At 69.3% G+C, this 23,961-nt stretch carries 34 protein-coding genes; 14 read left to right on the top strand and 20 right to left on the bottom strand.

Annotated elements, in window-relative coordinates:
• Positions 1 to 121 precede the first annotated feature (121 nt).
• Genes ACGFYQ_RS34060 through ACGFYQ_RS34040 form a run of 5 tightly spaced genes read right to left on the bottom strand, consistent with a single transcriptional unit; the run spans position 122 to position 2,793 of the window.
• The gene (locus ACGFYQ_RS34060; RefSeq protein WP_393750068.1) at positions 122 to 1,312 is read right to left on the bottom strand and encodes a tyrosine-type recombinase/integrase; all 1,191 of its coding nucleotides are present in this window, start codon (positions 1,310 to 1,312) and stop codon (positions 122 to 124) included.
• On the bottom strand, positions 1,309 to 1,461 hold the full coding sequence (locus ACGFYQ_RS34055) for a hypothetical protein (protein WP_393750067.1): 153 nt from the start codon (positions 1,459 to 1,461) through the stop codon (positions 1,309 to 1,311). Before ACGFYQ_RS34055 ends, ACGFYQ_RS34060 begins: the two co-directional genes overlap by 4 nt.
• On the bottom strand, positions 1,458 to 1,733 hold the full coding sequence (locus ACGFYQ_RS34050; protein ID WP_393750066.1) for a hypothetical protein: 276 nt from the start codon (positions 1,731 to 1,733) through the stop codon (positions 1,458 to 1,460). Before ACGFYQ_RS34050 ends, ACGFYQ_RS34055 begins: the two co-directional genes overlap by 4 nt.
• A gap of 20 nt (positions 1,734 to 1,753) precedes the next feature.
• Positions 1,754 to 2,275, bottom strand: coding sequence for a hypothetical protein (locus ACGFYQ_RS34045; RefSeq protein WP_393750065.1), 522 nt, complete (start codon positions 2,273 to 2,275; stop codon positions 1,754 to 1,756).
• Positions 2,272 to 2,793 (bottom strand): hypothetical protein, encoded by a 522-nt coding sequence (locus tag ACGFYQ_RS34040; RefSeq protein WP_393750064.1) that lies wholly within the window; start codon positions 2,791 to 2,793, stop codon positions 2,272 to 2,274. Before ACGFYQ_RS34040 ends, ACGFYQ_RS34045 begins: the two co-directional genes overlap by 4 nt.
• 182 nt (positions 2,794 to 2,975) lie before the next feature.
• Between ACGFYQ_RS34040 and ACGFYQ_RS34035 the strand changes: the two genes are divergently transcribed.
• The 9 genes from ACGFYQ_RS34035 to ACGFYQ_RS33995 all read left to right on the top strand — a co-directional run bounded on the left by ACGFYQ_RS34035 (position 2,976) and on the right by ACGFYQ_RS33995 (position 8,912).
• Positions 2,976 to 3,665, top strand: a complete 690-nt coding sequence (locus ACGFYQ_RS34035; RefSeq protein ID WP_393750063.1) for a hypothetical protein — start codon at positions 2,976 to 2,978, stop codon at positions 3,663 to 3,665.
• Positions 3,666 to 3,811: 146 nt separating this feature from the next.
• Complete coding sequence (locus ACGFYQ_RS34030) at positions 3,812 to 4,294, top strand: hypothetical protein (RefSeq protein ID WP_393750062.1); 483 nt, start codon at positions 3,812 to 3,814, stop codon at positions 4,292 to 4,294.
• Between the two features lie 5 nt (positions 4,295 to 4,299).
• On the top strand, positions 4,300 to 4,542 hold the full coding sequence (locus ACGFYQ_RS34025) for a hypothetical protein (protein ID WP_393750061.1): 243 nt from the start codon (positions 4,300 to 4,302) through the stop codon (positions 4,540 to 4,542).
• Positions 4,543 to 5,967: 1,425 nt separating this feature from the next.
• Positions 5,968 to 6,321, top strand: a complete 354-nt coding sequence (locus ACGFYQ_RS34020) for a hypothetical protein (RefSeq protein ID WP_393750060.1) — start codon at positions 5,968 to 5,970, stop codon at positions 6,319 to 6,321.
• Between the two features lie 139 nt (positions 6,322 to 6,460).
• A complete protein-coding gene (locus ACGFYQ_RS34015) occupies positions 6,461 to 7,321 on the top strand; it encodes a hypothetical protein (RefSeq protein WP_393750059.1) in 861 nt (286 codons plus the stop codon).
• 37 nt (positions 7,322 to 7,358) lie between these two features.
• Complete coding sequence (locus ACGFYQ_RS34010) at positions 7,359 to 7,616, top strand: hypothetical protein (protein WP_393750058.1); 258 nt, start codon at positions 7,359 to 7,361, stop codon at positions 7,614 to 7,616.
• Positions 7,613 to 8,260: a hypothetical protein gene (locus tag ACGFYQ_RS34005; protein WP_393750057.1), complete on the top strand. Its 648-nt coding sequence runs from the start codon at positions 7,613 to 7,615 to the stop codon at positions 8,258 to 8,260. The genes ACGFYQ_RS34010 and ACGFYQ_RS34005 overlap by 4 nt, the downstream gene beginning before the upstream one ends.
• The gene (locus tag ACGFYQ_RS34000) at positions 8,257 to 8,517 is read left to right on the top strand and encodes a hypothetical protein (protein ID WP_393750056.1); all 261 of its coding nucleotides are present in this window, start codon (positions 8,257 to 8,259) and stop codon (positions 8,515 to 8,517) included. Before ACGFYQ_RS34005 ends, ACGFYQ_RS34000 begins: the two co-directional genes overlap by 4 nt.
• A complete protein-coding gene (locus ACGFYQ_RS33995; protein WP_393750055.1) occupies positions 8,514 to 8,912 on the top strand; it encodes a hypothetical protein in 399 nt (132 codons plus the stop codon). The genes ACGFYQ_RS34000 and ACGFYQ_RS33995 overlap by 4 nt, the downstream gene beginning before the upstream one ends.
• Before the next feature lie 309 nt (positions 8,913 to 9,221).
• Here ACGFYQ_RS33995 and ACGFYQ_RS33990 read toward each other — a convergent pair whose 3' ends face one another.
• Genes ACGFYQ_RS33990 through ACGFYQ_RS33980 form a run of 3 tightly spaced genes read right to left on the bottom strand, consistent with a single transcriptional unit; the run spans position 9,222 to position 11,263 of the window.
• Entirely contained in the window at positions 9,222 to 9,920 is a 699-nt protein-coding gene (locus ACGFYQ_RS33990) for a hypothetical protein (protein WP_393750054.1), read from the bottom strand.
• Between the two features lie 3 nt (positions 9,921 to 9,923).
• A complete protein-coding gene (locus tag ACGFYQ_RS33985; protein ID WP_393750053.1) occupies positions 9,924 to 10,148 on the bottom strand; it encodes a hypothetical protein in 225 nt (74 codons plus the stop codon).
• 41 nt (positions 10,149 to 10,189) lie between these two features.
• Positions 10,190 to 11,263: a hypothetical protein gene (locus ACGFYQ_RS33980; protein WP_393750052.1), complete on the bottom strand. Its 1,074-nt coding sequence runs from the start codon at positions 11,261 to 11,263 to the stop codon at positions 10,190 to 10,192.
• A 291-nt stretch (positions 11,264 to 11,554) separates the two neighbouring features.
• On the opposite strand from ACGFYQ_RS33980, the gene ACGFYQ_RS33975 reads away from it, so the two are divergent.
• From ACGFYQ_RS33975 to ACGFYQ_RS33965, 3 genes are read left to right on the top strand one after another with little or no spacing between them, the layout of a single operon-like run.
• Positions 11,555 to 11,956 carry a hypothetical protein gene (locus ACGFYQ_RS33975; RefSeq protein ID WP_393750051.1) on the top strand — a complete coding sequence of 134 codons (402 nt, stop codon included), beginning with the start codon at positions 11,555 to 11,557 and terminating at the stop codon, positions 11,954 to 11,956.
• A 34-nt stretch (positions 11,957 to 11,990) separates the two neighbouring features.
• Complete coding sequence (locus tag ACGFYQ_RS33970) at positions 11,991 to 12,347, top strand: hypothetical protein (RefSeq protein ID WP_393750050.1); 357 nt, start codon at positions 11,991 to 11,993, stop codon at positions 12,345 to 12,347.
• A 57-nt stretch (positions 12,348 to 12,404) separates the two neighbouring features.
• Positions 12,405 to 12,941 carry a DUF6233 domain-containing protein gene (locus tag ACGFYQ_RS33965; RefSeq protein WP_393750049.1) on the top strand — a complete coding sequence of 179 codons (537 nt, stop codon included), beginning with the start codon at positions 12,405 to 12,407 and terminating at the stop codon, positions 12,939 to 12,941.
• A 72-nt stretch (positions 12,942 to 13,013) separates the two neighbouring features.
• Here the strand turns inward: ACGFYQ_RS33965 and ACGFYQ_RS33960 are convergent, their stop codons facing one another.
• From ACGFYQ_RS33960 to ACGFYQ_RS33920, 9 genes are all read right to left on the bottom strand, one after another.
• A complete protein-coding gene (locus ACGFYQ_RS33960; RefSeq protein ID WP_393750048.1) occupies positions 13,014 to 13,478 on the bottom strand; it encodes a hypothetical protein in 465 nt (154 codons plus the stop codon).
• Positions 13,475 to 14,035, bottom strand: coding sequence for a hypothetical protein (locus ACGFYQ_RS33955; RefSeq protein ID WP_393750047.1), 561 nt, complete (start codon positions 14,033 to 14,035; stop codon positions 13,475 to 13,477). The genes ACGFYQ_RS33960 and ACGFYQ_RS33955 overlap by 4 nt, the downstream gene beginning before the upstream one ends.
• Positions 14,036 to 14,762: 727 nt before the next feature.
• Entirely contained in the window at positions 14,763 to 15,782 is a 1,020-nt protein-coding gene (locus ACGFYQ_RS33950; protein ID WP_393750046.1) for a hypothetical protein, read from the bottom strand.
• 52 nt (positions 15,783 to 15,834) lie between these two features.
• Positions 15,835 to 17,622 carry a hypothetical protein gene (locus ACGFYQ_RS33945; protein ID WP_393750045.1) on the bottom strand — a complete coding sequence of 596 codons (1,788 nt, stop codon included), beginning with the start codon at positions 17,620 to 17,622 and terminating at the stop codon, positions 15,835 to 15,837.
• A 294-nt stretch (positions 17,623 to 17,916) separates the two neighbouring features.
• Positions 17,917 to 18,204 (bottom strand): hypothetical protein, encoded by a 288-nt coding sequence (locus tag ACGFYQ_RS33940; RefSeq protein WP_393750044.1) that lies wholly within the window; start codon positions 18,202 to 18,204, stop codon positions 17,917 to 17,919.
• A gap of 297 nt (positions 18,205 to 18,501) precedes the next feature.
• Complete coding sequence (locus ACGFYQ_RS33935) at positions 18,502 to 19,116, bottom strand: hypothetical protein (protein ID WP_393750043.1); 615 nt, start codon at positions 19,114 to 19,116, stop codon at positions 18,502 to 18,504.
• Positions 19,117 to 19,252: 136 nt separating this feature from the next.
• A complete protein-coding gene (locus ACGFYQ_RS33930; RefSeq protein WP_393750042.1) occupies positions 19,253 to 19,492 on the bottom strand; it encodes a hypothetical protein in 240 nt (79 codons plus the stop codon).
• A gap of 8 nt (positions 19,493 to 19,500) precedes the next feature.
• The gene (locus ACGFYQ_RS33925; protein WP_393750041.1) at positions 19,501 to 19,809 is read right to left on the bottom strand and encodes a hypothetical protein; all 309 of its coding nucleotides are present in this window, start codon (positions 19,807 to 19,809) and stop codon (positions 19,501 to 19,503) included.
• A gap of 62 nt (positions 19,810 to 19,871) precedes the next feature.
• Entirely contained in the window at positions 19,872 to 20,225 is a 354-nt protein-coding gene (locus ACGFYQ_RS33920; RefSeq protein ID WP_393750040.1) for an HNH endonuclease, read from the bottom strand.
• A 146-nt stretch (positions 20,226 to 20,371) separates the two neighbouring features.
• On the opposite strand from ACGFYQ_RS33920, the gene ACGFYQ_RS33915 reads away from it, so the two are divergent.
• Positions 20,372 to 20,893 carry a hypothetical protein gene (locus ACGFYQ_RS33915; RefSeq protein ID WP_393750039.1) on the top strand — a complete coding sequence of 174 codons (522 nt, stop codon included), beginning with the start codon at positions 20,372 to 20,374 and terminating at the stop codon, positions 20,891 to 20,893.
• A 307-nt stretch (positions 20,894 to 21,200) separates the two neighbouring features.
• On the opposite strand, the gene ACGFYQ_RS33910 is transcribed toward ACGFYQ_RS33915, so the two are convergent.
• Together ACGFYQ_RS33910 and ACGFYQ_RS33905 are read right to left on the bottom strand one after the other, a co-directional pair.
• Positions 21,201 to 21,662 carry a hypothetical protein gene (locus ACGFYQ_RS33910; RefSeq protein ID WP_393750038.1) on the bottom strand — a complete coding sequence of 154 codons (462 nt, stop codon included), beginning with the start codon at positions 21,660 to 21,662 and terminating at the stop codon, positions 21,201 to 21,203.
• Positions 21,663 to 21,690: 28 nt separating this feature from the next.
• On the bottom strand, positions 21,691 to 22,731 hold the full coding sequence (locus ACGFYQ_RS33905) for a hypothetical protein (RefSeq protein ID WP_393750037.1): 1,041 nt from the start codon (positions 22,729 to 22,731) through the stop codon (positions 21,691 to 21,693).
• Between the two features lie 283 nt (positions 22,732 to 23,014).
• Here ACGFYQ_RS33905 and ACGFYQ_RS33900 point away from each other — a divergent pair, with 283 nt between their 5' ends.
• Positions 23,015 to 23,575 carry a hypothetical protein gene (locus ACGFYQ_RS33900; RefSeq protein WP_393750036.1) on the top strand — a complete coding sequence of 187 codons (561 nt, stop codon included), beginning with the start codon at positions 23,015 to 23,017 and terminating at the stop codon, positions 23,573 to 23,575.
• An 82-nt stretch (positions 23,576 to 23,657) separates the two neighbouring features.
• Here the strand turns inward: ACGFYQ_RS33900 and ACGFYQ_RS33895 are convergent, their stop codons facing one another.
• Positions 23,658 to 23,951, bottom strand: a complete 294-nt coding sequence (locus ACGFYQ_RS33895; protein WP_393750035.1) for a hypothetical protein — start codon at positions 23,949 to 23,951, stop codon at positions 23,658 to 23,660.
• Positions 23,952 to 23,961 lie beyond the last annotated feature (10 nt).

The following is a 23,961-nucleotide window of genomic DNA, read 5'->3' as shown; positions in this document are numbered from 1 at the left end:
GGGTTACTGCCGTGAAGCCCAACCCATGAGGTGTACCGGCGCTCGGCCGCCGAAAGAACGTCCCACCAGCCGGTAACTGTGGGGCCACCCTCCTCGAAGCGCAGCACGACCCGGTAGCTGGTCACTGTTCCGGTCCCGTCGTCCCGGAGACAGGGTGGCGCGAGATTGCCTCGGTTCCGTGGATCGGGACCCTGGCGAAGGGGTCCCTCCTCGCGGCCCGGACCGGCCGGACGTAGACAGCGCGAGGGATGGGGGATCCTTTCTTCCACCGGCCGGCTTCCTGGATCTCCTCGTCGGTCGCCTCGGCCTCGGCGAGGTCGGTCGCACCGCCGGCGCGCAGGCCCTGAGATGAGACGGGGCGGCCGTCGGTGACGAGTCCGGCCGCCTTGAACCACAGCTTCACCCGCTCGTTCACGGTCTGGCCTCGCAGGTAGTCGCCGCGCTTGGTCGCGACCTTCTCGCGGAACCCGGTCGCGGGGCGGCCCCCCGGATGCAGCTGCCGGAAGAGGGGGCCGGTGGTGATCCCATGGGCAGCCAGGTGGGCCAGCCAGCGCCGCATCCGTGCGACTAGCTGGAGGTCTGCCCGGTCGTGCAGGGTGATCGTCTGATCCTCGTCCTGATGCGTCTTGTCCTTGGCGAGCCAGACGAGGATCCGGTCGTCGAGGATGGTCAGGTCCTCGATGTCGAGGTCGACTTCTTCGCTGCTTCGGGCGAGGAAGCGGTAGCCGAAGGCGAGCAGGGCGGCGTCACGGACGCCGATCGGCCGGCCGTCTGCCTCGGCCTTGGCCATCATCGGGACCAGGTAAGGGAGGGTGAGCGGGAAGGCTTGCTTCTTGCGGCTCGCGCGCTTGTTCTTCGCGCGGTACTTCTTGAGGAGCTGCAGGTAGAGGCTGTTATCGGGCTGCTTCCCGGCGGGCTGATGGGTTCGGACCAGGGACATGTAGTTCTTGATCGTGCTGACTTTGAGGCCCTGGCTCATCAGGTGCCTGCCGTACTCGGTGAACGTGGCGGTGGTGCACGGGTGTGCCACCCGATCGTGCTCGGCACACCATCGCTCGAAGCGCCGTACGGCGTCCTTCCGCGTGCCGGACTCTTCGTCGACCTCTTCCAGAGCCTGCGCGGTGGCGTCGGAGAGGTAGATGTCCCGCCCGGTGTATCCAGGGCCGCGGTCCGCCGTGGTGGGGATGGCCTGGCCGGGGCGAAGGACGGTGTGCTGATCGACCAGCAGCCGGGCAGCCCGGGCCGGCAGCAGCTCGCTGTCCTCGACGAGCTCTGCGTCGACGATCTCCTCGTCCGAGGCGTCGATGCTCACAGCGTGAACCAGGGGCGGATGCCGCGGTGGACCAGCCCGGACGTGTTGAGCTGCCAGAAGTTCGGCTCCAGGGTCAAGCGGCCCTCAGCCCAGATCCATTCGTACTCCCGGCCGAACAGCACGGTGATCCGTCTGTGGTCACGGCTCACGCCTGCACTCCCAGGTCTACGGGCGAGTGGCCTTCGGCGACCTGGTGCAGGTAGAGGCTCAGCCAGCGTCGGGCCTCGTCCTTTCCCATAGGTGGGCCACCCAGGCTGAACTCGGCGAGGGCATGAAGGATGATCTGCTCGACGATGTATGGCTCCTCGCGCCGGATGTCCTCGGAGACGTTGACGGTCTCCACAGCGCCGGGCGCCAGGTAGCCCGCCTCGATTGCCCCCTGTGGCAGGGTGACGCCTCGGGTGATGGGGTCGCGATTCATCTTGTGCTCCCTGTGCATGCTCACCGGTCCCGCCATCGCCAGCAGTCCGGCGTGCAGTTCTCCGGCAGGTGCCAGTCGGTCGGCCGCCCGGAGAGGAGGACCGACGGGTCGTAGTGGGCGCCGCGCGCCTGGAGTTCGGCAGCCTGGGGGGACTGCCAGAAGTGCCCGCCGCCGTGCCCCTCGTACGCGGCCCACCCTGGCGGAATGCGCTTCGTGCATGGGTGGCCGGTCTCGGGGGCGGGCACGGGGCAGGGCATGGTGCCGTCGGAGATCGGCACGGGGTACTCCGCGTGCGCCTTCCACTTCGAGGCGCGGTTCCTCAGACCCCAGAGGTGATCCTCGGCCGCAGCGCTGTCCCCTCGGGCGAGGGCGTCGACGAACTGGAGGTGTTCCTGCTGGGCGGCGCGGCGCTCGGCGCGGTACGCGTCCACGGGGGACTCGTCCGACAGTGGATAGGCGTCCCGCAGCTCGTCCTCCAGGCGCTCGCGGACGAACTCGTACCAGGTCCGCGCGGTGACCTCGTCGAGGTCGGAGGCGCTCACCGTGCGGTCCTACTGTGGGACGCGAACGGAGGCCTCGAGGCGGGCTTCACCCAGCCGGTGTTCGTCTCGTACTCCATGTTCGCCGTCGGGTGGCAGCGGGTTGACTGCCGATCGCCGTCGAGAAGGACGAGGAGGTACCGGCCGGCGGTGTCGATGATGGTTCCCTCGCGGCCGCAGTACCGAACGCGGTCATCGAGGTACAGGCGGACACCCTGCTCCTCCAGTTCGCAGTAGGTTCGGATGTCGTCGAGGTCCAGATTCTGCCGCCGCCGCTTCGTGCGGCCCCATCGGTCCTGGAACAGGCGCCACGCGTCTTCGAGGACTTCCAGCGCGTCATCGGACGCGCCGCAGTCCTCCATGTGCTCCTGGTAGAGCTCAAGCGACTCGGGGTGCAAGTCAGTTGGTGTCGGCCACTTATCGTCGCGCTCGACATCGCGGGCGAGGTCGGCGATGGGCGAGACCTCGTCGGCCTGGGCGAGGAGCCAGGAAGTGAAGTCGTTCGGCTCGGTGAGCAGCACGTGCACCCCTCGGGTTGCTGTTCTGACGTCCCGCCAAGGGTACCGACAACAATCACAGTTGTTGTCGGTAACCAGCGGTAATAGCAGAGAGGGGGGACGCCACCGGCCGGTACTCCACCCCTCTCCTTGCACTCTGCTGCAACCCGCTGCATCCGGCTGCATTTTCTGAGAGGCTTCCTGCCGTGACCATCCACCTTCACCTCACCGTCAACGGCGCCACGAAGGACTGGCTCCCACGCCTCCTTGCCGAGCCGGGCATCACCGTCACCGCCAACGAACCCGCACCGCACCCTGTCCCGGTACACCTCGTCCGCCGCCTGATCGACAAGGTCCTCCCGGACGCCGCCTACCTGCTGCGGCTGGCCGCCGACGCCGGCGGCCGCGCCGACTGTGACACCTTCCGAGCCACCAGGGGAGACGGCCACCAGCTCAACACCGCCGCCGGAAATGTCACCAAGCACACCAACGCCGCGGTCAGGAAAAAGTGGTGGCCAGCGGAATTCGCCCGCATCCTCACCCCCACTGGACCGGGCCCCAACGGCTGGAGCAAGACCACCGCCTACCACATGGACACCCGCCTGGTCGGGGTCTTTCGAGCCGCGTTCGCCGAGACCGCCACGGCAGCAGGCGTGGCACCGATCCCGTCCACCACCGCCCGCACTGCGGCCCGGCTGTCCACACTCGCCCGCGAGGCCGGCATGCCCGAGCGCCTCGTTGCCCAGTTCGTCGACGCTGCCTGCGCCCTGCACTCCGCCGAGATCGCCGCCGCGCTGCGGACCCGCGGCGAGAGCGCCTCTGCGGACCTGGTCGACCCCGACCCCGCCGCCATCACCGCCATGTGGGGCGACGACGCCGACGGCGCGGGCCGGTAGGGCGGGACGGACGGGGAGCGCGTGGCCCGGGGCGTCCAACTCATGGGGCCCGGCAGGACGCCCGGCAGGGATGCGGCATAGCCTGTAATGGAGGGCTACAGCAGAGCACCAGACCGGGCCGTGAGACTTCTAGGGGATGGGATGTAATGACCCCTGGCACAGCCACAGCGAGCAACGGCATAAAATCGAGTCCAGCCGCGTTTCGAAGATGGCTGCTCGCCTCCGCCGTCATACCTGCGGTGATCGTAATTGGCTGCCCACTCTGGAGGGCGATCTTCGGGTCACGGCACGAATACCATTTCCCCCTCTGGTTCACCAGCAGCGACTTTCTCGTTTCGGGGTTGATCATAGCCATCGCAGGGAACATCGAGCTGCAGTCTGCCCGCCTCAGCGGGATCCACACCAGCAGCAAGAGCGTCAAGGTTGCCGCAGGAAGCCTCGTTGTCGCCACGCTCGGCCTTACGGCGTACGGCTGGCGGTACCAGGCCGAGGAAGAGGCGATCAGGAGTAGAGTTGCTCTTGACGTAGACCTAACCTTGATGATCGCATGCCCGGTAATCTTTCTCGCTATGCTCATATGCGGAGTAATGGCCGCAGCTCAAGTGCTAAATTCCCGGCCATCGGAGTGAGCGCCATGAATGTCCCCATGCTGGTTATTGCAATACTCGCATTCGCGTGCATGGTCTACGTGCTCGCTGCGGGTATTTCAGGCATCAAGGAGCTCAGGGCTATTAAAGCGGCGCCCACTCCATCACCAAAAGTGTTCCCTCGTGCACCTAAAGCGCCCACCCGGGCGAGAGTCGATCTTGAAGATGCCGTGCTGGTTAAAAGGGAGGCGTGGGACCGAAAGAAGAATCTGCAGACAGCTGACGGATGACAGGTACGAAAGGCCCGTGCGGTGCGGCCAGGGGCGAGGACCGTCGGCCGTCACAGCCGTGACGGGTTTCTGATCGTCTGGCAGTCCGCTGTATGAACATGCGCGGCCTGGACCTCTTCTTCGGACACCCGCACCGCCGGGGCCGCTGGTACGGCCCGGGCGTCCCTGATCTCATCTGGCCATCTCAGGCCATGCACCCGTACGCAGCCCTCGACCACGCGGGCGGGGCAAACGAGGGCCCCGCTGCGCTTCCTTGGCCTCCCGACACTCCGGGCATCGGCACCGCAGCTTCCGGTAGGTGTGTGCCCGGCCGTGCTGCAACGATGGGTCACGACCTCGCAGCAGAGCCGCGTCAAGGTCCTCCGCCCAGTGATCGTCATAGGCCTTGAACCCGTGGACGCGCGAGGCTGAAACGGGGAGGTCTTCGAATGTTCCGCCGGACGAAAGGATCGACAACACCATCCCCCGCACCTCTGCCGGAAACTCACGCTCTGCCGCAGCTTTCCGCTGGGCGTGGTCGAACGGGGCGCGCGCCTTGCCACATGGATCGCAGCGAGACTGATCATCGGGGCCCAGCGCGGTCCCGCATCCCTTGCACCACCTGCCCTGTGCCCGCTCGGCCGCCCGCCTTGCGAGGTAGGCGCAGCAGGAACATGGCCTGCCAGCTTCCGGTGATCGGAAGGCGCCGCACTGCTCGCACCGTGCCCACGCAGGTCCGCGAAGGCAGCCGACGCAGGGGAGTCGGGGGTCGATGGGACGGAAGCGCTGGCACTGAGGGCACTGGTGATCGGGCATGGGGGATCCCTTGGACATCGCGGGTGGATGGGTCCCCGCGAGTGCGGGGACTAGCGCCGGCGTCCGCGTAGAGGCGGACGCGCTGGTGCGCCGTTCCATCCCCGCGCGCGCGGGGAGCATGAAAGCCGAGTAGGACTCGACACCCGAGATCGGGCCATCCCCGCAGTGCGGGGAGCAGAGCTACGTGGCCGCATGGGACACGGGCTCATCAGGGTCCTCCCCCCATGGAGGCGGGGAGGAAGCAGCTCCATACTGCCACGGTCAGCACCGCTCTGTCCGTCCTACTGGCTGCGAAGTACGGACGGAGGTTGTGACCGGGTACAGCGCGACACAAACGCGGCACTACGGCCAACCTGGCCAAGTCCCGTTTCGTCGCCCTGGAGAGCTGATGCCCCGTCTTGCTGGTCCCGTCGCCGTCTGCGCCCCGGGACGGATCCCATGGTGAGGATGACGGCGGCGGAGTTCCGGGAGCTGCAGGCGCGCCGTGCTCGGGGCGTAGCCACCCGCTCGGGCGGCATGGCGAAGGCACGGCAGCCTGTGTCCCCGAGCCCACCGTCCGTGCCGGCCGCCATCGACCTTCTACCGCTGCTGTCTGGGCTGGCGGGGGTCAGGCGGGTGTGGACGCTACTCATGCCGTACGGGGAGCTGCTGACGAGCAACCAGCGGCTCCACCACATGGCGGTGCACCGGATTCGGAAGCGGCTGCGCGCGGAGGCCGCGGAGGTGACCAAAGCGAACGGACTGCCGAGCATCCAGCGAGCGGCGGTGTTCTACGCGCTCCACCCCCGGCCGATTAACCGGAAGCGTGACCCTGGCAACTGGGCGCCGAGCGCGAAGGCGTACGTCGACGGACTCATCGACGCGGGTCTCCTCCCAGACGACAACCACCTGCACCTGCTGGGACCGAACCCGGTCATCGGTCCGCCGGTGAACACCGGCAACGCACGGATCTCGCTGGTGATCGCCGAACTACCAGCGCTCTGAACTGCAGAAACAGCCACGCCGAAGGGCTTCTTCCCGGCAATGCAGGGCAGGGGTGTAACAGATTTCGGCGACATACGTACTAAGGAGTGTGGGGGTTACCACCCTCGCCCTGAACGCACTCTCGAGGAGATGCCCCTCCATGGCTGTTGCCTTGTTCGAAGCCCCTGGTACCCCCGGTAACGCGCAGGAGCCGTCGGGCAGCGTTGCCGCCCCCAGCGCGCACGTGGTCACGCTGAACCCCGCGGTGGCTGAGCTGATGCTCAGCCGCAACTCGAAGAATCGCAGCCTGCGTGCCAAGACGGTCGAGGACTACGCCCGCGACATGAAGGCCGGCACGTGGTTCCTCAACGGCGAGGCCATCAAGGTCGATACCGCTGGGAACATCCTGGACGGCCAGCACCGGCTCCACGCCATCGTGAAGGCCGGCATCCCGGTCACCACTTTCGTCGTCGGCGGCCTCCCCGCCGAGACGCAGTCCACTATGGACTCCGGCATGCGGCGCACGACCGCTGACGCCCTCGCCCTGGCCGACGAGCAGAACGCGACGACGGTCGCCGCCGTCATCCGCCGGGTCTGGGCCTGGCAGCAGGGCGACCGGAAGTTCAACCGCCGCATCGGCCCCACCGTCACCGAAAGCAAGGCACTGCTGGAGCAGCACCCGGAGATCCGGCGCGCAGCCGACGTCGCCTCGCGGACCCGGGCAGCGTTCCCCCTGCTTCCGCAGTCCGCGCTGGGTACCGCGCACTTCCTCATGCACGCCATCGACGCCGAGCAGTGTGATCGCTTCTTCGAGCAGTTGGCGTCCGGCACCGATCTGTCCGCCGGCCATCCCGTCCTCGCGCTGCGAAACCGCGTGACCGCCGACCGCTCCAAGGCAAGCGCCACCCCTTGGGCCCAGCAGCTCAGCTACATCGTGTACGCCTGGAACGCCGTGAGGTCGGAGCGTCAGATCTCGCGCCTGAGTATCCGGCCCGACGCACCTGTGCCGACGCCGAAGTAGACGGACTGCCGCCAACCGACTCAGGAGATGCCCCTCCATGAGCACCACCCTCACGGGCCCGATTTCCAAGGTCATCCGCCCGCTCACCGGCGTCGACGCCATGCTGGACGCCGCATACGAGACGCACCGGCGGTTCCGGCACGGCCCGTTCGCGGAGCCCTGCCCTACCTGCCATGTCCCGGCCGGCGAGCTCTGCCTTGCCCGGCGCAGCGTGCACGCCGCGCGTCGCCGGGCATACCGGGCGCGCCTTGAGCGGACCGAGCTGGTCCCCCTTCTCGCGGCGGAGGTCCGATGACTGCTCTCGCCGTCGAAGCGCCGGCCGCGGCCCCGTGGGGCGGTCGGCTGGTGGTACGGGCCGCCGGCGGGCTGCTGCTGCACATCGCGACTGAGGGGGCTGAGGCGCCTGCCGCGACCATGTTCACCGTGCCGCTGGAGTGCTGCCAGGATCGGGAGCAGGCGCCGGGAGTCCGGCCGTGGGCCGGGACGGTCGATGAGGCGAGCGTGTGCCCGTCATGCCTGCGGTCACTGCGCGGCGAGCCCGAGCCCGCGCCACCGCGCCTCGTCGGCACCGGGACCGCCGAACAACTGCCGGAGGCCGGGCCCGCCCGGCGGTTGTGGGCGGTCCCCGACCCGCCGTCGTACGCTCCGGCCGCACTCCCGGCGGAGCACGGCGGTCGCCCCATCACCTGGTCCCCCTGGACGCTGGCTCCCGTGATCACGCACTACTCGTCTGCCTGCGACTGGTGCGGGGACGCAGGGCCGTGCGAGATGGCCGGCGGCCGCCAGGGCAGCCCGCAGTCCGCCGCCGACCCTCTTCGCCGTTACGCCGCCTACCGGTGCTCGCACTGCCAGCAAATGACCGCGTACGAACACCGTGGCGGCGACCTCAAGCCGATCGCCCACCACAAGTCCCGAGCGCCGAAGGACAGCCGTCGATGACCACCATCGTCTTCCCCCTCTCCCGACGCCCGGACAAGGCGGCCCGCATAGCCCTGATCGCGTGCGGCGACCGCCCCGGCAAGACGTCCGCCTGTGAGTCGTGCTCCGAGAAGGCCGAAGGGCTGCTGCGCATCGCCTGCACGGAGGCCTTGGAGGCCGTCGCGGCCGCGGTGTGCAGCGAGTTGCACAACGGGGCCTGTGCGGAGTGCACGACGAAGGCCACGAGGATCCTCGCCGTGGCGGGGGAGCCGGCGTGAGCCACCCGCAGAGCGGTGCAATGACCACAGAATCGCTCCGCGGCAACCTCTCCGGGGAGCTGCCTCTAGAGGGCTGGAAGACGCTGGTAATGCACTGCCAGCTCGACGAAATCGGGCCGTCGGACGAACACCCAGACCTGGTCAGGATCAAGGTCGCCATTCCGCCCTCCGAGCCCTCGGTGAGGATGGTGGAAGCCTCCGCGGTCTGGCACAGGGATCTCCTCGTTGACCTGCCCGGCTTCGAGCCGATCGCGGAGGAGGAACCCGCGACCCCGCCGCAGGTACAGGCATTGCTGGAAGTCGCGCATCCCATTCTCGCCGCCCCACCAGCCAACCCCGGAGCCGCACGCCTGCACTCAACTACGGGTGCTCGGTGTCGCACCTTCGGTGCCTGATCACTGACCATGTTTCCCGCTCGGGTGGTGCCGCACCGTACCCGAACGAAAGTCCAAATGGTCGAGTCCCGGCGATAGTTGTCTGCTCGGCCGCCGCGTCGGTAGAGTCGGAGGTACCGGACGGGGCCATGGGAAACCCGGTCGGATTGGCCCCTGTGTCAGGGGATGACTCACACCCCGGTGTGGAAGCGCCCATGGCGAGGATCGAAACGCAAGACCAGCTCAGGCACCGAAGGCCCCCGACGCAGTCAGGGGGCCTTCGTCGTTCGCGGGTACACCTTCGGCCATGGCCGAAGGTGTACCGCGCCGTCAGGCGTCGGGTACCGCGACCGGGTTCTCCCCGAGGTATCCGAGCGTGGCATCCACGGTGGCCTCTGCCTCGCGCTGGCGGCCGACGTGCGGCCTATCGGACGCCCAGCCCTTCGCGGTGCGGCACTGCTCGCCAGACCCGGCGGAGCACTTCTCGCAGGCGATCCGCAGGACCTCTACGGCGACCGCGGCGTCCCGCTCGCGACGTCGCCGGGCGGAGGCGGCCTTGGACTCCCATCCGATCCCGATCCCGGCCATCGCCTTCGGGTAGGTCGTCGTCTCCCGTCCGCCGGCGGCCGCGCGCTTGCCGTCCTGGGCCAGCCGGATCAGCTGCCACATGGTCGGGACGATCGCGGGCCCGCCGAAGTCGGTACGGTCGGTGCCGCGGGCGGCCACGCCCCACGGATCTCCGGTGGGGAAGGCGGTGGAGAGCGGGACGTCGCCCTCGACGATCCGTGCCAGCAGGTCCATCCGCTGGCCCAGCTCGCGCACGGTGGAGGCGCTGGAGCGCAGGGAGTCGATGGCGTCGGCAACCTCGACCGGGGTGGCTGGGGTCTCGGCGGCCCGGGCCAGCTGGCGCAGCCGCAGTTCGATCGCGCCGAGTTCCGCGGCGAACTCGTCGAAGGACAGGTTCCTACCCGCCGTCAGGTCGGAGACATTCTCCTCGGCGGGGCTCTCGTGCTGGGTGCCGGTGAGCATGGTTCAGCTCCTTGTGGTCGGGGGCGGGTCGAGCAAGGTGAGGTCGCGGCCGTCGAGGGCGCCCCACAGGCGGGCGGCGACCAGGCGCGACATGGCGAGGTTGGCGCTGGTGCCGTCGGCCAGGACGACCGCGACGACCATGGCCTGGCTGCCGTCGGTGAGATCGGTCGCCTCCCAGGCCCGGAGGACGTCGGCGACGTGGATGAGCGGATCCGTGCTGCTGCTCAAGAGGGGGGTCGGCTTTCTCTCGCGGCGGGCGCGGGCGGCTCTCAGACGAACGTCACGCGGGCGACGACGGCCAGGAGCTCGCCCGCGTCGCCAGCGGCCGCCAGGGCTCCGGGGTCCTCGGGCGACTTCACGGGGCCGACGACCAGGACATGCTGGGCGCGGTCGAGCAGGTCCCACCACTGCGCCGGCAGGCTGACGGTCTCGGCGGCCCGCCACAGCTCGATGTCGGTCTCGCCGTCCGGGCCGACGTGGACGAGGCCGCGCAGGGACCGGTCGGCGATCCGGGCGCGCACCCGCCATTGCGAGGCCATGTCCGGCATCCCGTGCAGGCCCCAGTGCTCCCAGTCGGTGCGGGCCTCCAGGTCCTCGATCCCGGCGTCCTCGGTCTCCGGGTACAGCACGAGCATCGGCATCGGCTGCCCGTCCGGCGTGTTCGTCTTCATCAGCGTCACCCCGTAGGTCGGGGCCAGGTAGTACGCGTCGACGTCGTCGCCCAGGTCGAGGTCGTCCAGCGTGAACACCTTGATCCCGGCCTCCCGGAAGGCGTCCATGGGGTCGGCCGGGCGCTGGCGCGGCGGGGCCTCGGCGAGCTTCTCGACAAGGCCGGCCGGGAGCGGAGCGCCCATCGCCCAGTGGTCGAGGGCGTCCTCCAGTAGATCGCGGACCTGCTCGTCCTCCATCATGATCACGCGCCCCGTGGCGTCGGTGCTGTCACCTCGGGCAGCGGCCTCCCTGGCGTGCGGGGCCCAGCCGCGGGTGGTCGGCGAGGCGAAGGCACCTGGACGGAGGCCGGCCAGGCCGCTGTAGACGGCTCCGGCCAGGGCGGCCACCGTCGGCCGGGAGACACGACGTGCCTGCTCGGCCAGCGACTCCTGGCACGGCTGGCATGACGCCCGGGCCGCCGCGATCAGCCGAGCGGCAAGGTCTCGGTCCGCGGGCAGTCCGAGGCCGCTGTCCGGCCACGCGTCGTACGCGGCAAGGTCCGGCTGCGGCTGGTGGACGTGGCTCGTTCCGGCGGCCGCCGACGTGTACGAGGCCCCGCTTCGCGCGGCCTTGCGGCGGGCGCGCTGCTTCTTCCCGTGCTTCTTGACCACGGTGTTCTCATCTTTCCGCATGCAGCGGTTACCCATGACCCGATGCGCGCGAGCGAGAAGACAGCGGGCATACGGAAGCGTCGTACGTTGAGGAGCCTGGTGGTGCTCTCTGCACTGATGCGCTGGGACATCGACGTCCTGGCACCTTCGCCTCAGTGCTCCCAGTCATGGGCTGAGACGAGCTTGGGCCGGTGCGCGGCCTGAGTAAAGCGTAGCCGAGACCACGGACCAAGCGTTTGCACAACGGGCAAAGTCCAGGGCCGACATAGTGGTGCCTGGCCGTCCGCAGCGCTTGCCGAAATGGAGATCATCATGACCATCGAGACGCCAGCCCAAGCCCTCATCGACGCCGCTTCGGACGGTATCGGCAATGAGCAAATGCTCGCCGCGATCCACCTGCTCGGCCACCACGATGGCGGCTACTGGCTGCGGCGATTCCTCACCCCTGATGAAGGACCGCAGTACGACCTCTTCGGCGAATCCTGGTCAGAGGTCGTACAACTCGACGAGAAGGGGCGCTCTCACCTGGGGTGGGACCGCATCGGCGAACTGCTCGAGGAAGACGCCTTCAAGGCCTCCAGCAGTCAGAAGGCGATCCTTTCCGTAGCCGTCTCCCTGACCGGGCACTACCGGGTCGACCTCCAGCGGATCGTCACCCTGCTCGATGACCAGCAGATGCGGCTGGTCAACGAAGCCCTCGCCAACGCCACCTGATCACCTGTCCGGCTATCGAAGAGGGATGGAATCCGTGACCACAGACAAGACTGCTGCTGCCGTCTCCGACGTCGCCGCCGAGGCGATCCGAGACCTGAACCACCTCACGCGCTCGGCCCGTGAAGGATTCGAGTACCCCGCTGACGCGTACAGCACGGTCGCCAATCTCGCCGCAATGGCAGCCCGCCTGCCACAGGCCCTCGACCAGCTCGCCGCGTTCATCAAAGGCCTGGAGGAGAGCGGACGCCTTCGCAGCGACAAGGACACCCTCGCTGACGACCTCGAGGCCACGTACGCGGGTCTGACCATCGCCGCCGGAGCCGCGAAGACTCTGCAAGGGGCACTGGACCGGGCGCACAACGGCCTCGGTCCGATTGCGTACAAGGAGTGATGCTCCGCAGCAGGCCCTGACGCTGTTCCCGGGACTTGACGCCGTACGGTGGGCCTCGTGAACGTCGATCCGCCCCCCACGCCGCCCCCAGTGCGGGTACGGCTCCCGGGAGGGGACGAAGTGACGGGCCTCCTCTTGGAACGGCGGCAACTCCCGGGCGGCTGGTACTACCTGGTCGCCGTCGACTTGTGGGTGTCCGACGAGGATGGCGTCATGGCAGCGGCGCCGGCGCGGATGTGGGTGGACGCCCCAGGCCACGTGCGGCCGGCCGAGGGGGTGGATCCGGCCGCGTACGAGGCGGTCCCCACCCACCCCCTGCCCGACGACGAAGCTCGGCCACCATCGCTGAAAGCCGAGCTCGGCCCGCGCCGGCCGCACGGATGGGTAGTGCAGAAGCTGAGCGCGCGCCGCGGCCCTGATCGCGCCGTAGTCCATGCAGTCGACTGCGAGGAGGCACCGGCCGGGGCGCCCGTCATGGGCTGGAAACAGGCGCTGGACGCCGCGGAGCGGCCCGGTACCCGCCTATGCGCCCTGTGCGGCGCGGCCCATGAGCTGACGCCACTGCTCAAGGGATTCGACACGGGCTTCGAGTAACCCGCGCACCAAGGTCATCCGTTTGCAAACCGGCGGAGGCCCGGAACGCGTTCCGGGCCTCGTCGTGCTTTCTCAGCCGGCGATGCGGAGGAACGGCTGCGCCTCGGGCATCGGGGCGTCTTCGCCGCCGTCGGGGTCTGGGTCGAAGTCCGTTCCGGCCCGGGCATCGAGGCGGCGGGGAGGCCGGACTCCGGCGTCGTACCGCAAGCCCCACACCTCTGTACTGGGGTCATTGAGCGTGTTGACCATATGCGCGAGCGACTCGTAGCCGGCCAGCATGGGGTTGATCCGGTACCGGCCGGGCGTCGTACGTGCGTGCAGAATGCCGAGGTCTCGGAGATCACCGATAGCCCGGCCTACACCGGACTGCTGTATCCCGAGCTTCTCCGCGATGTCCTTCTGCTTGATGACGACCAGGCCGCCGGGCTCCTGCCGAGACGTGAGGACGTCGAACACGTCGCGGGCCGTCCCGGACATCCGGGCGTTCGGAAGGTTCTCCCAGATCGCGGGGTTGTGCACCAGGGGTACGCCGCTCATGGCTTCCTCATCTCGGGCATGGGGATCACGATCGGCCGGTCCTTGAGCACCGGCGCCAGCTTCTCTACGAGCGCGCGCTGTCGGCGGCTTCCCCAACGGTACGAGGCGCCGGGGTGAAGTTGGTACAGGCCCTGCCGGGCCTTCCATGCCAGGTTGACTGAATCCAAGGCCTTCAAGGCCCGATTGATCTTCGAGTGGTGGCATCCGAAGTGCACGCCGAGTGCGGCTTGCGTGACCTTCGTCTGCCCTTCCGGGTCATGGTTCGCCTTGAAGTGGCTGAGCAGGTGGTGTGCCATCAACGGCAGGTTCAAGCGCCAGAGGTTGTCTTCCAGCGCAACCGACTCGGCGATGAAGTACTTGCCGCCCAGCAGGTTGAAGTCCTGCTTCTCGCCGTCGGAGGCGATCAAGCCGCCCTGACGGCTGATCTTCGTCAGCGTATCCAGCAGGACCTTGGCCTGCGAGGGCCCTGCCGGGTCGTCGACCTGTGGCTTCGGCGCAAGCTCGAGCTTGAGTGTGCGCCCCGCAGGATCGGTCGCCTTGCGCCTTGCTTGTGGCACCTGACCTGCTCCCTTATTCGTCCTACCTGCCACAGGCAGCATATCCAACAAGATATGCGATCCGAGTTGCCGCCGCACAACTTTCGCTGATCAATTTGTGCCAGCCAGGTTGTGCGTGCTGCTGCACAAAACCCGGGCTGGCACCGCATCCAGTTGTGCGTGCCAGTGCACAAAACTTGCGCATTAGCGCAGGTCAGAACGGTGCCACTATCTGCAAAGAAGGAACCCGCACCGCCGCGGCCGCCGCACCCCGTTCGACCGCCTGACGTGCAGCCTGCGGGCCGCCGTGGGGAACAGGTCGTTGGCACCCTGGACATGAACACAGTGGTAAGCGACCCGTCCCCAGGATCGGGTCAGTTGCCGCTGAGGACATCGCCGACGCGCCGGACCGTGGCGGGCTGGGGTCCGCGGGGTACCCGGCCCCGCACGCCGGCCGGGGCTACGCCCCCCGGCGGGCGGCTGCTCGCCCTCTCGCCCCGCGCTGCGCGCGGACCGAGCGCGCTCCCAGGTGGTCCCACCGCCCGGCACCCAACAGCGCTCGCCGTCGTGGCCGGGCAAGGGCGAGCAAGCAAATAGCGTGGCTGATGCCGGTGGGGGCTGAGCGAATCCCGCATTGCCGGACTCGGGCCGCGGCTCTCGTCGGGGCGCGCCTTCTATGGCTGAGGTCGCAGGAACTAAGGCCGGAGGGGGTCAGGGCTGCCTGATGGGTGCAGGGGAGACGAGGGTGTCATCCGGTGCAGCTCTCAAGGGCCTGACGCTCGGCAAGGAGGGTCCGGCGCATCGTCTCCCACCGAGTCGGCACCAGACCGTCAGCAGGTACGCCGGCAGCATCCTGCTTGACCTGCACGGCGTCGGCGACCTTCTTGTACCACTTGCTGATCCCGCGCCGAAGAATCGGTACCCCGGCATCCGGGTGGGGGAACGCTGAGAGCCACAAGTGGCGCGGGACACCGCCCTGCAGGCGGCTGATCAGATTCTCGCGCCGCTCCACCCAGTCACCGATCCGCCGTCCAGTCTCGTCGGACAGGGCCACCAGTTCCGGCTCGGGGATCTTCCCGCGTAGACCGCCCTGCGGCTGACGGATGATCGCGAGTCGGTAGCTGTCCTCGGTCAGTGTCAGATCGGGCAGCAGCATCCCCTCCAGCTCGCCGAGGCGGGGCAGGGCATCACACATGACGCCCCACATGGCCAGTCCACGCACAATCGCGTCCGGCCGGTCCGCGTCCGGCCACTTCTCGGCCTCCTCGTGCAGGTGCTCGGTGATCACGTCGCGGAAGCGCGGCGAGCACGTGGGGCGCAGCTCCATGGGCGGCATGTCGGGGGCCTCGAACGGCACCTTCGCCTGCCGGGCGAAGGCCTCGAGGCAGTAGATCCGGATACGCTGGGAGGCGTCGAAACTGCTCGGATCGGTGTCGACCGTCGGCATCGTGCGCAGGAACCCGCCGCGGGCGAGCGCCAGGTATGCCGTGACCGCGTCGGGGGCCAGGAGGTCGGCGAGCGACTCGCCGGCGGTCTCGGACAGCCCGAGGGGAAGCGCTATGGCCAGCTCGGCGGCCACCCATTCCAGCTGCTGCAGACGCGCGTCGGAGACGATGTCCTTGCTGGTCCTGTTGACCGTACGGAACGTGTCCAGGACCCGCTCGAGCGCACCCACCGCCGGGGCGTACGTGGGCACGGAAGCGAGGGGGACCGCCTGGGCGGACGACGGGCAGGTCCGTGCGGGGGCCGGCCGAGCGATCGTACTCATGGCAATAGAGTTTGCCGCCTCCACTGGAGATTTGTACGCCGGGGCAACGGATTTAGTTCAGAAGGCCGCGGCGCCGGGGCTGGATGAGGGGTTCCGGCTCGTACAACGCGAGCAGTACGGCCTCGGCCCGGTCGGGGCTCTTCATTCCCCTGCCCTTCATGGACTTCTTCGACTCGACCTGCACGAAGCCGCCGGTGTTGGACAGCAGCTTGGGGGTGGAGAGCTGAGCTGCGGCCCGTTTGTCGACGAGGAGGCGAAGCCGGCCGCGGCCGGTGGACGGGTCGGGCTGGAGCAGCGACCTGGTGGCCAGCCACATTTCGTCGCGCTTGCGCCAGGGCCGCATGACGGCGCCGGGATCGTCCTGGCTGGGTGACTCGGAGACCATAACGCCGACGATCTGCGCCCGGTGGCGGCCGCTGTCGGCCCAGCGCTCCAGCATCGACGTGACGCCGTGCCCAATCCCGTTCTTGTCGACCTTGACGCGGACCGGGTGCTGGCTGCCGAGGGCATCGGCCAGGCGCTGCGCGGCGTGGATCTCCTCGAGGACCTTCTCCGCAACGGTGACCTGGGAGTCGTTGGCGGCGCCGGCGGAGGCGTGACGGAACTCCACAGCATCACCTATCACCCGGTACACGGTGAATTCATCTCCACCGTCTGCGGCAACGTCGACGCCGAGGCGTACCCAGGCGCCTTCGCGGACGGTGTGGGTCGCGGTCTCGCCCTCCAGGCCCAGGTCGCACAGCCGCCGCCAGCCGGGCCCCGTGGGGTTGTCCTGGTCCATGGCGTCGTCGATCCAGGTCGGCGGGATCACGAGACCGCCACCGCCCTTGGGGAACCGCGCGTGGACCTTCGCGATGACGTAGGGGTGGTCCTCGCCGTACGAGCGGATCGTGCGGTCCACCCAGTCCTGGTCCGGCATGTGCTCCGCCAGGGAGTGCCGGGCGACGCCGGCCGGGCAGTCGTTGCAGTACGGCACCCGCTCCCCGGTGATCGCGGGGGAGTCCAGGGAGGAGATCGGCACGGTGACCGTCTTGGGTTCCTCGGGGTCGTCGCCCTCGAGGCACAGCTCCTCGAACCACGACGCCGGATCGTCCATGGCGGGGTTGCCGATGGCGAGCATCGCGGCGTGGCCGCCGGTGAGCAAGTTGTTCGTGCCTGCGCCGATCGACGGGTCGATGCCGCCGGCCTCGTCGACGATGAGCAGCAGGTGGGACATGTGGATGCCCTGCATGGCCGCTTCGTCGTTGGCGGGCGCGCTGAACCCATACGCGGCGACGAAGTCGTTGCCGAACGGGTCGGGCATCTTGTACTGGACGGTGTCGACCTTGCCGGGAAGCCCGGACCTGGGTACGACCTTGCGGATGTGCGGCCACAGCTGCCGCTGCACCTGCCTGAACCGGGTCGCGGTGGTGATGCACAGCGCGGTACCGACCGGGTACACGTTGACGAACCAGACCGCCGCCCGGGCCGCCAAGTGCGTCTTACCGACGCCGAACCCCGCGGGGACGGCGACTCTGGTGTGGTCGACGATGGCGTCCAGCACCGTGCGCTGCTTGGACCACAGGGTCTCGCCGAGGACGTCCTCCACGAACGCCGACGGCGAATCCCGCCACAGGCCGTACAGGGATCCGGTGGCGCGCTCTACCTCCGTCATGACGTACGGCCGCTCGCGGGCGGTGATCTGGTGCTTGAAGGCCTGCCGACGGGCCGGGACGGGGAGCCGGAGCAGGATGTCGGCGACGTTCGAGGCATCGCGGGAAACGACGCCGGGGCGCGAATGGCGCAGCTCGGATGCTGGGGGGACCACAGGATTGCGTGGGGGCGGGAGCGAACGCGACATGAGGCGCAGGGTGCGGTCCGCCTGCGGCTTGTGTCGCGGTCTGGCCGGGCGTCCATGCCCAGATACCCGACCAGCCGCGGCGGGGGGCTTCGGCACGGACCGGTGCAACCCGGGGGAAGGGGACCAGGTCCGTGCCGAAGCGGTGCCGGGGTGAGGCCGTCCCCCGGGGGGCGGGGGGTGGGCCTTCACCCCGGCAGGGGTGCATCGCGGGCCGTCGCTGGCCTCAGGAGGGAAGCGGCTCAGACGACCGGTGCCACGCGCTGCACTTAGTAGTACGTCGTCCGCCGGATTTTGTTACACCTTCGCGGCGGCCAAGGCGTTGGCGAACCAGATCGTGACCTCAGGCTGCCCCGCCAGGTCGCGGGCCGGCCGCCGAAAATGGGTGTCTATGGCTTCCTGCTCCGCAGCCGCCCGGCGGAGGGCTTCCCGGACGATGTCAGCTTCCGCCTGGGCGATCTGGCGTTCCTCGGCAGTGAGCTGGTACCAGGGCGTCGCCGGGATTCCCGCGTGCGCCAGGACTTCGCGGCGGGCCTCGTAGTAATGGCGGGTCAGTCCGTGCAGCGAGGGCATGTTCGTCGTCATGCACAAGGGAACGTCGCCTGCCGGAATTCTGTGACACCCCCGCCGCGGCCGGAAGGCGCCGAGGATCCTCGAGGGCCCTTGGAGGCCGGTACGCGCCGGTGCCCGAGCGTCAGCGAGGGCACCGGAACATGCTTGATTGGGGGTGCTTGATGTTATTACTAAAGGCGCCTGGCCCACCGGAAGCCGGGTACCCGGCGACCGGTTCACCGGAAGACGGTTTTCCAGGCCCCGGTCACCGGCGCCTGAAAAACCGGCCCCGGTTATCAGGGGCCGGCCCAGGAGGTACAACGCTCGAGGTCAGCCGCCAGCGGCCTTCCGGCGCCTCTTCTTGACGGCGTCCCACTGCTCCCAGATGAGCCTCCTGCTCACGCCGGCGTACGAGGCGATGCGGTCGGCGTCCCACCCGTACGGCTCTTCGGACAGGGCGAACGCCGCTTCCTGCATGAACGGGACCGCAGTCTTGCGGCGGGCCTGCGCTGCGGCGACGATCCGGGCCAGCTCGGGCAGCTTCTCCGCAGCGTCCTCAATGTGGGGGACACCCGCCTCCTCGGCCAATTGGGCCACCTCGGCGGTGCTCAGGGTCTCGGGCGGCAGGGGGCGCTTCGCATCGCCGTACAGCGCCTTGGCGAGGATCTCCCGGTAAGCCGTCGGGTAGACACCGAGCACCTTCGGCAGGCCCAGCACCCGCTCGTAGAACCAGAGACTCGCCACCGCGGCGTTGCGGTCCCCGACGTGCGCCGCGATCTCCGCATCCGCCTGGCGGATGATCGCGGCCGCACGCTCGACTCGGTCATCGGGACGGCTCAGGGCTCCGAGCGTGTCCTTGACCGCGTCCTCTTCGGCCTTGCGGATGCTGGCGTAGTCGGGGGCCGTGATCTTGCGGTTTGAGTAAGTGCCGGGTCGTCGGGGCATGGCCCGTTCTCCGTCTCGGGTGTGGCGCCGGAGTGCGCCGTAACGAGTGCTGGGGTATCCCCATGCCGCCTCGCTCCGAGGATAGTACAGCGACCGGTCTGGTCTGTCATGTGGGAGGCCGGTTGCGGGGCCGGTGTCAACGGGCCAGGGGGACGGACCGGCAGCGGAGCAGCGCGAACGCGGTACTGCCGACGACCAGGACCCAGCCATGCCCGTCCCGCGCCACGGCCCGCCCGCCTCTCGGCCGGTGGGGGGTGTCCGTCACCGCGATGCGCCCGTAGGCCAGGTTCGGCCCGCTGGGGATACGCCGTGCCCACAGCCACAACGGGCCCAGGCGCAGCCCGCGCGGCCGGCGGACCCGCGTACGAACCGTCATCCGCTCCGTCATCCCCGGCCCCCTCGGCGAGCCTTGTGCTCTGCCCAGTCCTTCCGGCTGTACGCGGCGAGGACCATCACGGTGGTCTGGCCGTAGATCAGCTGGATCCCGCACGGCTTCTGCGTGTCAGCGTTAAGGATGGTCGCAACCCAGGGGAAGCTCGGTGACATCGGGCGCACCTCGACATGCCAGCGGCCCACATTGAGGTACCGCGGACGGAGCACCGACAGTTCGGACAGGAAGTGGCTCACGCAGAACACGGCGGCGGCGGCCGGGAAGCCGAGCGCGATCAGCACCGCGCAGACGGCGCCGATCACGATCCATCCGTTGGGCCACCGAGCGGCCCCGTACCACGTGATTCGGTACGACTTCCAATTCGTCATCGGGCGGCCGCCACCATCACTCGGCGGGCACCGTCTGGGTCCAGCCGGTACAGCAGCCCGTCCGGGTACAGGACCTCGACCTCGCCGGGGAGCTCCGGCCGGCGGACCTTCCACCCGGCCGCGTAGGCCTCCTTCGGGTTGTCCTCGAACCAGCCGTTGCACACGGTGCAGACGGTCAGGAGGTTGTGCGCCTGGTTGATCCACGCCTCACGGGCTCCGCCCATGCCGCGGTTCACGCGGTGGTGGATCGTCAGGTTGTTCGTGGACCCGCAGCGCACGCAGGCGCCGCCGTCCCGGTCGTAGACGATCGTGCGGACGATCTCGGTGGGGCTGGTGCGGCGTCGGGCCACGGCGAGCAGTCTCCGATCTGCCCAGCACGTCGGGCGGCTGAGTCGCGGCCCTGATGCGCGCGCTGGGCGAAGACGGGGACTGTGAACGACCGCTGGCACTTGCGTCCTGCCGTCGCGCAGGACCAGGCGTCGCTACCCTGCGGTGCATGACCATCCACTTCACGACCTTCGTGATGCCGCCCGCACTCACCGGTCAGACCCACCACGTTCCGGTGATCGTTTTCGGGTCCGACACCAGGGGCGGGATGCGCACCTTCCCTCTGCCGACGTCACTGCACCGGATCGGCAACGAGGTCATGCCCTACGCCCACGCCACCCCGGGCTACCCGATGCCGGTGACGGACACATGGATCGAAGCGGCCGCCGAGTTCGGCGATGGACACGACGTCGCCGGCGGCGCGAAGGGCATCAGCGTGGCCTCCATCCTGGCCGTGCAGCAGCCGGTCGGGAAGGACATCGAAACCACGTACGCCCCCCTACCCGAGGGCGTCAACGGGCTGGACTTGCCGCCGTGGCTGGCAGGCCTCTTCGACCAGACCCTGACCTTCGCGAAGCGCGACGTCTTCATCTCCGAAGGCACCGACCCGATGGCCGTGATGATGGCCGTCGGCGCCCCGACGGCTCTTCCCGACTGGGCCCACCAGTTCGTCCACGCCCGCAAGGGCTGAGCCCGCAGGGGAACTGCGCGTATACCGACGGCCGAGCCCTGCAGGGCTGGTGCTGGCCCGCATCGGCGGCCAGCGCCAGGGGGCGGGGGACGCGAAGGTCGGCAAAGGCATACTGGCCGGGTGAGTAATCAGAAGAATTCTGGTGTGCGCGGTGGCTGGCTGACCCGTCTCCTTGAGCGCCGGCGGGAGGCCCGCCGCGCGCGTGGACCGCGACGACGGCCGTGGGATGAAGCCGCACAGCGGGCGGCGGACTCCCTGGAAGGCCTGAAGTAGCACAGGCGGACCTCGCCTGGACACGGTCGCAGGCTTACATGGAGCCCGTGCCGCTTCCATGCACGGCACCCGGCCCGGCCTCTTCCCCGAAGAGACGGTCGATCCCGATGCACGCGCTACAACCAAGGTGCTCGAGCTCCTCCTTCGCTCTCCGCGCGGTCTTCCACGTCAGAATGAAGTTCAGCCTAGGCACCCGGATCTCGAAGCCAGCCCAGCGCAGGGGAACACTCGGGCAGTGCGACACCCGGGCCAGGCCGCTGCCCTCCGCGATCATGCTCCAGACGTCACGGGACAGCCACTTTGCCCGGCCGTCCGTGCTGCCGTAGGCCGCCTGCTTGGTCTGGGTGATCCACGCCCCCTCCAGTCCAACGGGAAGCCAGCGGGCAGATACCGAGCACAGTCCCATCGTGATTCCGCCGATCTGCATGGACGAGGAGGTGACGAGAAGGAAACGGGCCACGACGCGGGTACGTGCGTTGCTCATAGCGTTCGACATGGTGGCGACGATGAACCATGGCCATGCCTTACGTCGTCTGCTGCATCGCGGGGAACTGGGCGTGCACGTGGCTGGTGACGTACGGGTGTGCGGCGCCGTACCGGGCGATTACCCGCTCGGCCCACCCCGGGTCGGGTACGTGGGCTCCCCAGGAGTGCCGTCCGGCCGAAGGCGGGCAGTCTGTGCATTCGCCGGCGAATTCCTTCGTGGCCGGGGGCAGGTCGGCGACGGTCATGCGGACGGTGTGCGTGCCCGGGCGTCCGGCCAGGTCCTCGAACCAGCTGCCGGGCAGTTGAGCGGGGGTGCCGACGGCGACGAGGCGGCCGGAGCCCGGGACGATGTAGTCGACGGCCGCGCCCTGCAGGGGCTGGTGGTGACCCGCGTCGGCGGCCACCACCAGGAGGTGGGGGCTGCGGACGTCCGCAAAGGCGTACTGCCCTCCCTCCTCGGGGTACGCGCACATCGCCGCGGCCAGCAGCATCGGCTGCCCTCCCACCACGTCGCTCCACCCGCGGTAGCTGGCGGAGGCCGAGCCGGGGAGCTCGGCGCGGCCGGCGAGCTGCGCCAGGTGCACCACGATTTCGGAGGCGGCCCGCGGGTCCGGGCAGGCGACACCAGCGAACGCGTCACCGGGCCGGTGCACCGCGATGTGCCAGACGGCGAGCGTCGCAGCGATCTCCGTCTTGGCCGCGCCGAAGCAGACAGGAGCGGCGACCTGGGGGCTCTGCACGGTGGCGTCCAGGATGGCTCGCTTACGAGACCACGAAGGCGTCCCAAGGATGTCCTCGGCGAAGCCGGACGGGGTGTCCGCCCACAGGGCGTACGGGGTTCCGGCGCGGAGGTAGGCGAGGACCAGGACGTCGCACAGCGCGTCGTCGTCCATCTCGGCGAGGCGCTTGCGGCGCAGCGGCGGGGGAGTGCTCCACAGTTGTTCGAGCTCGACGAGTCGGGCGGGCCAGTCCGGGACGGCGGCCGTGGACGGAACCAAGTTGGAGTCGACGATGTGGCGGGCGCGAACCGCGATCTGTGCGAAGCGGGTCCGGTGAGGGGCGGCGGGGGCGAGGTTCATGGCCCGGCACCGTAGGGACCCGCGGCGCTACCGTCGCGCAGCGCCGGAAGGCCCAGGCCGGGCCCGCGTACACGCCGCCGCTCCTCGCGACAACCTTCCGCCGAAGTCCGAACTCGCCGGTGGCAGACCGCTATCCTGGACTCCTGCCGCTCAGCGGCTGTCTCTTCCCGCGTGCGCGGGGTCCTTGGCCTCCTCGATGGGGCCGCTCCCTGCTGAGCAGGGACGCCGCCCCGGCCTCCGGCCGGGGGTGGATCGACCCACACCTGAGCCGGAAGAGGACCCCATGAATCCTGCCGAGCAGACCGCTGCCGCCGTCACCGCCGACTATCCCGGGCTGCGCCAGACCCAGCCTTTCTCGGTCGGCTCCCCGCTGGCCGCCGTAACCCTGGGTCCGGACGGCACTGCCCGCTTCTCCTGGGGCGGCTACGAGGTCCACGTCGCGGTCGGCCCGAGCGCGCACCTGAACAGTGACGACGTTGAGGACACTGTCCTGCACCGGCAGGTCCGAGCACACGCGACCCTGGCCGTGCACGGCCTCCACGAGGCGACCACGCGCGGACACGTCGAGTGGGACGTGGCCAGCACTGTTCCCGAGGTGCTGTTCCCCGCCGCGTACGCCGTCGCGGCGGCCGACCGGGATGACCCCCGTTTTGCGAGCGCCGTCTTGGCTACGGCGGCCAAGGCCCTGGACCACGCTCGTATCGCCACCGCCCAGGCCGGACAGAGCGCGGCGCAGGCCGCGGAGGAACTCCAGTGGGAGCGTGACCGGCCCGAAGGCGTACGTCGATCCGCGTGGCTGCGCCAGAAGCGCGCCGAACGCGAAGCCGCCCGCTCGGCCGAGTAGGCGGCGGGTGACCGGCAGGACCTTGCCCGCGTAGGTGACGTGACGCCGCCCAGTCCGAGGCGTCACGTCACCTACAGGTGCCCTAGCTTCGGCCGGTGCGGGTCAGCAGCAGGCGCAGCGCGTTCGCGGCCTGCGCCGGGACGACGCCGTTGCCGAGCGCCTTGAGCTGCGCGGAGCGGGACAGGCCCGGTACGGCAGTGATCCAGCCCGGGCGCAGGCCCATCATCCATTCGACGAACCGGGTGGAGAGCCGCCCGCGGGCGTCCGTCAGGGACCACAGCCCCAACGTGACTCCAGCCCATGTTCCCGTGGAGAAGTTGACGAGACGGAAGGGCCCCCAGGCCCTGATGCGTGCATTGCTCTTGCTGTTCGGCATGGCGCGGACC

The sequence above is a fragment of the Streptomyces sp. NPDC048258 genome, from assembly GCF_043201995.1.
Classification (GTDB): domain Bacteria; phylum Actinomycetota; class Actinomycetes; order Streptomycetales; family Streptomycetaceae; genus Streptomyces.
Note: the sequence above shows the minus strand (reverse complement) of the source record. Positions and strands in the feature narration are given on the sequence as shown.

Excerpts from the sequence above, each read along its gene's own strand:
- ACGFYQ_RS33975 (WP_393750051.1), top strand. The coding sequence starts at position 11,555 with ATGACCATCGAGACGCCAGCCCAAGCCCTCATCGACGCCGCTTCGGAC.
- ACGFYQ_RS33990 (WP_393750054.1), bottom strand. The coding sequence starts at position 9,920 with ATGCTCACCGGCACCCAGCACGAGAGCCCCGCCGAGGAGAATGTCTCC.
- ACGFYQ_RS33940 (WP_393750044.1), bottom strand. The coding sequence starts at position 18,204 with ATGACGACGAACATGCCCTCGCTGCACGGACTGACCCGCCATTACTAC.
- ACGFYQ_RS33915 (WP_393750039.1), top strand. The coding sequence starts at position 20,372 with ATGACCATCCACTTCACGACCTTCGTGATGCCGCCCGCACTCACCGGT.
- ACGFYQ_RS34025 (WP_393750061.1), top strand. The coding sequence starts at position 4,300 with ATGAATGTCCCCATGCTGGTTATTGCAATACTCGCATTCGCGTGCATG.
- ACGFYQ_RS34030 (WP_393750062.1), top strand. The coding sequence starts at position 3,812 with ATGACCCCTGGCACAGCCACAGCGAGCAACGGCATAAAATCGAGTCCA.
- ACGFYQ_RS33910 (WP_393750038.1), bottom strand. The coding sequence starts at position 21,662 with ATGTCGAACGCTATGAGCAACGCACGTACCCGCGTCGTGGCCCGTTTC.
- ACGFYQ_RS33900 (WP_393750036.1), top strand. The coding sequence starts at position 23,015 with ATGAATCCTGCCGAGCAGACCGCTGCCGCCGTCACCGCCGACTATCCC.
- ACGFYQ_RS34020 (WP_393750060.1), top strand. The coding sequence starts at position 5,968 with ATGCCGTACGGGGAGCTGCTGACGAGCAACCAGCGGCTCCACCACATG.
- ACGFYQ_RS33905 (WP_393750037.1), bottom strand. The coding sequence starts at position 22,731 with ATGAACCTCGCCCCCGCCGCCCCTCACCGGACCCGCTTCGCACAGATC.
- ACGFYQ_RS33960 (WP_393750048.1), bottom strand. The coding sequence starts at position 13,478 with ATGAGCGGCGTACCCCTGGTGCACAACCCCGCGATCTGGGAGAACCTT.
- ACGFYQ_RS33945 (WP_393750045.1), bottom strand. The coding sequence starts at position 17,622 with ATGTCGCGTTCGCTCCCGCCCCCACGCAATCCTGTGGTCCCCCCAGCA.
- ACGFYQ_RS34015 (WP_393750059.1), top strand. The coding sequence starts at position 6,461 with ATGGCTGTTGCCTTGTTCGAAGCCCCTGGTACCCCCGGTAACGCGCAG.
- ACGFYQ_RS34050 (WP_393750066.1), bottom strand. The coding sequence starts at position 1,733 with ATGAATCGCGACCCCATCACCCGAGGCGTCACCCTGCCACAGGGGGCA.
- ACGFYQ_RS33980 (WP_393750052.1), bottom strand. The coding sequence starts at position 11,263 with ATGCGGAAAGATGAGAACACCGTGGTCAAGAAGCACGGGAAGAAGCAG.
- ACGFYQ_RS33935 (WP_393750043.1), bottom strand. The coding sequence starts at position 19,116 with ATGCCCCGACGACCCGGCACTTACTCAAACCGCAAGATCACGGCCCCC.
- ACGFYQ_RS34010 (WP_393750058.1), top strand. The coding sequence starts at position 7,359 with ATGAGCACCACCCTCACGGGCCCGATTTCCAAGGTCATCCGCCCGCTC.
- ACGFYQ_RS33895 (WP_393750035.1), bottom strand. The coding sequence starts at position 23,951 with ATGCCGAACAGCAAGAGCAATGCACGCATCAGGGCCTGGGGGCCCTTC.
- ACGFYQ_RS34000 (WP_393750056.1), top strand. The coding sequence starts at position 8,257 with ATGACCACCATCGTCTTCCCCCTCTCCCGACGCCCGGACAAGGCGGCC.
- ACGFYQ_RS33950 (WP_393750046.1), bottom strand. The coding sequence starts at position 15,782 with ATGAGTACGATCGCTCGGCCGGCCCCCGCACGGACCTGCCCGTCGTCC.
- ACGFYQ_RS33930 (WP_393750042.1), bottom strand. The coding sequence starts at position 19,492 with ATGACGGTTCGTACGCGGGTCCGCCGGCCGCGCGGGCTGCGCCTGGGC.
- ACGFYQ_RS34005 (WP_393750057.1), top strand. The coding sequence starts at position 7,613 with ATGACTGCTCTCGCCGTCGAAGCGCCGGCCGCGGCCCCGTGGGGCGGT.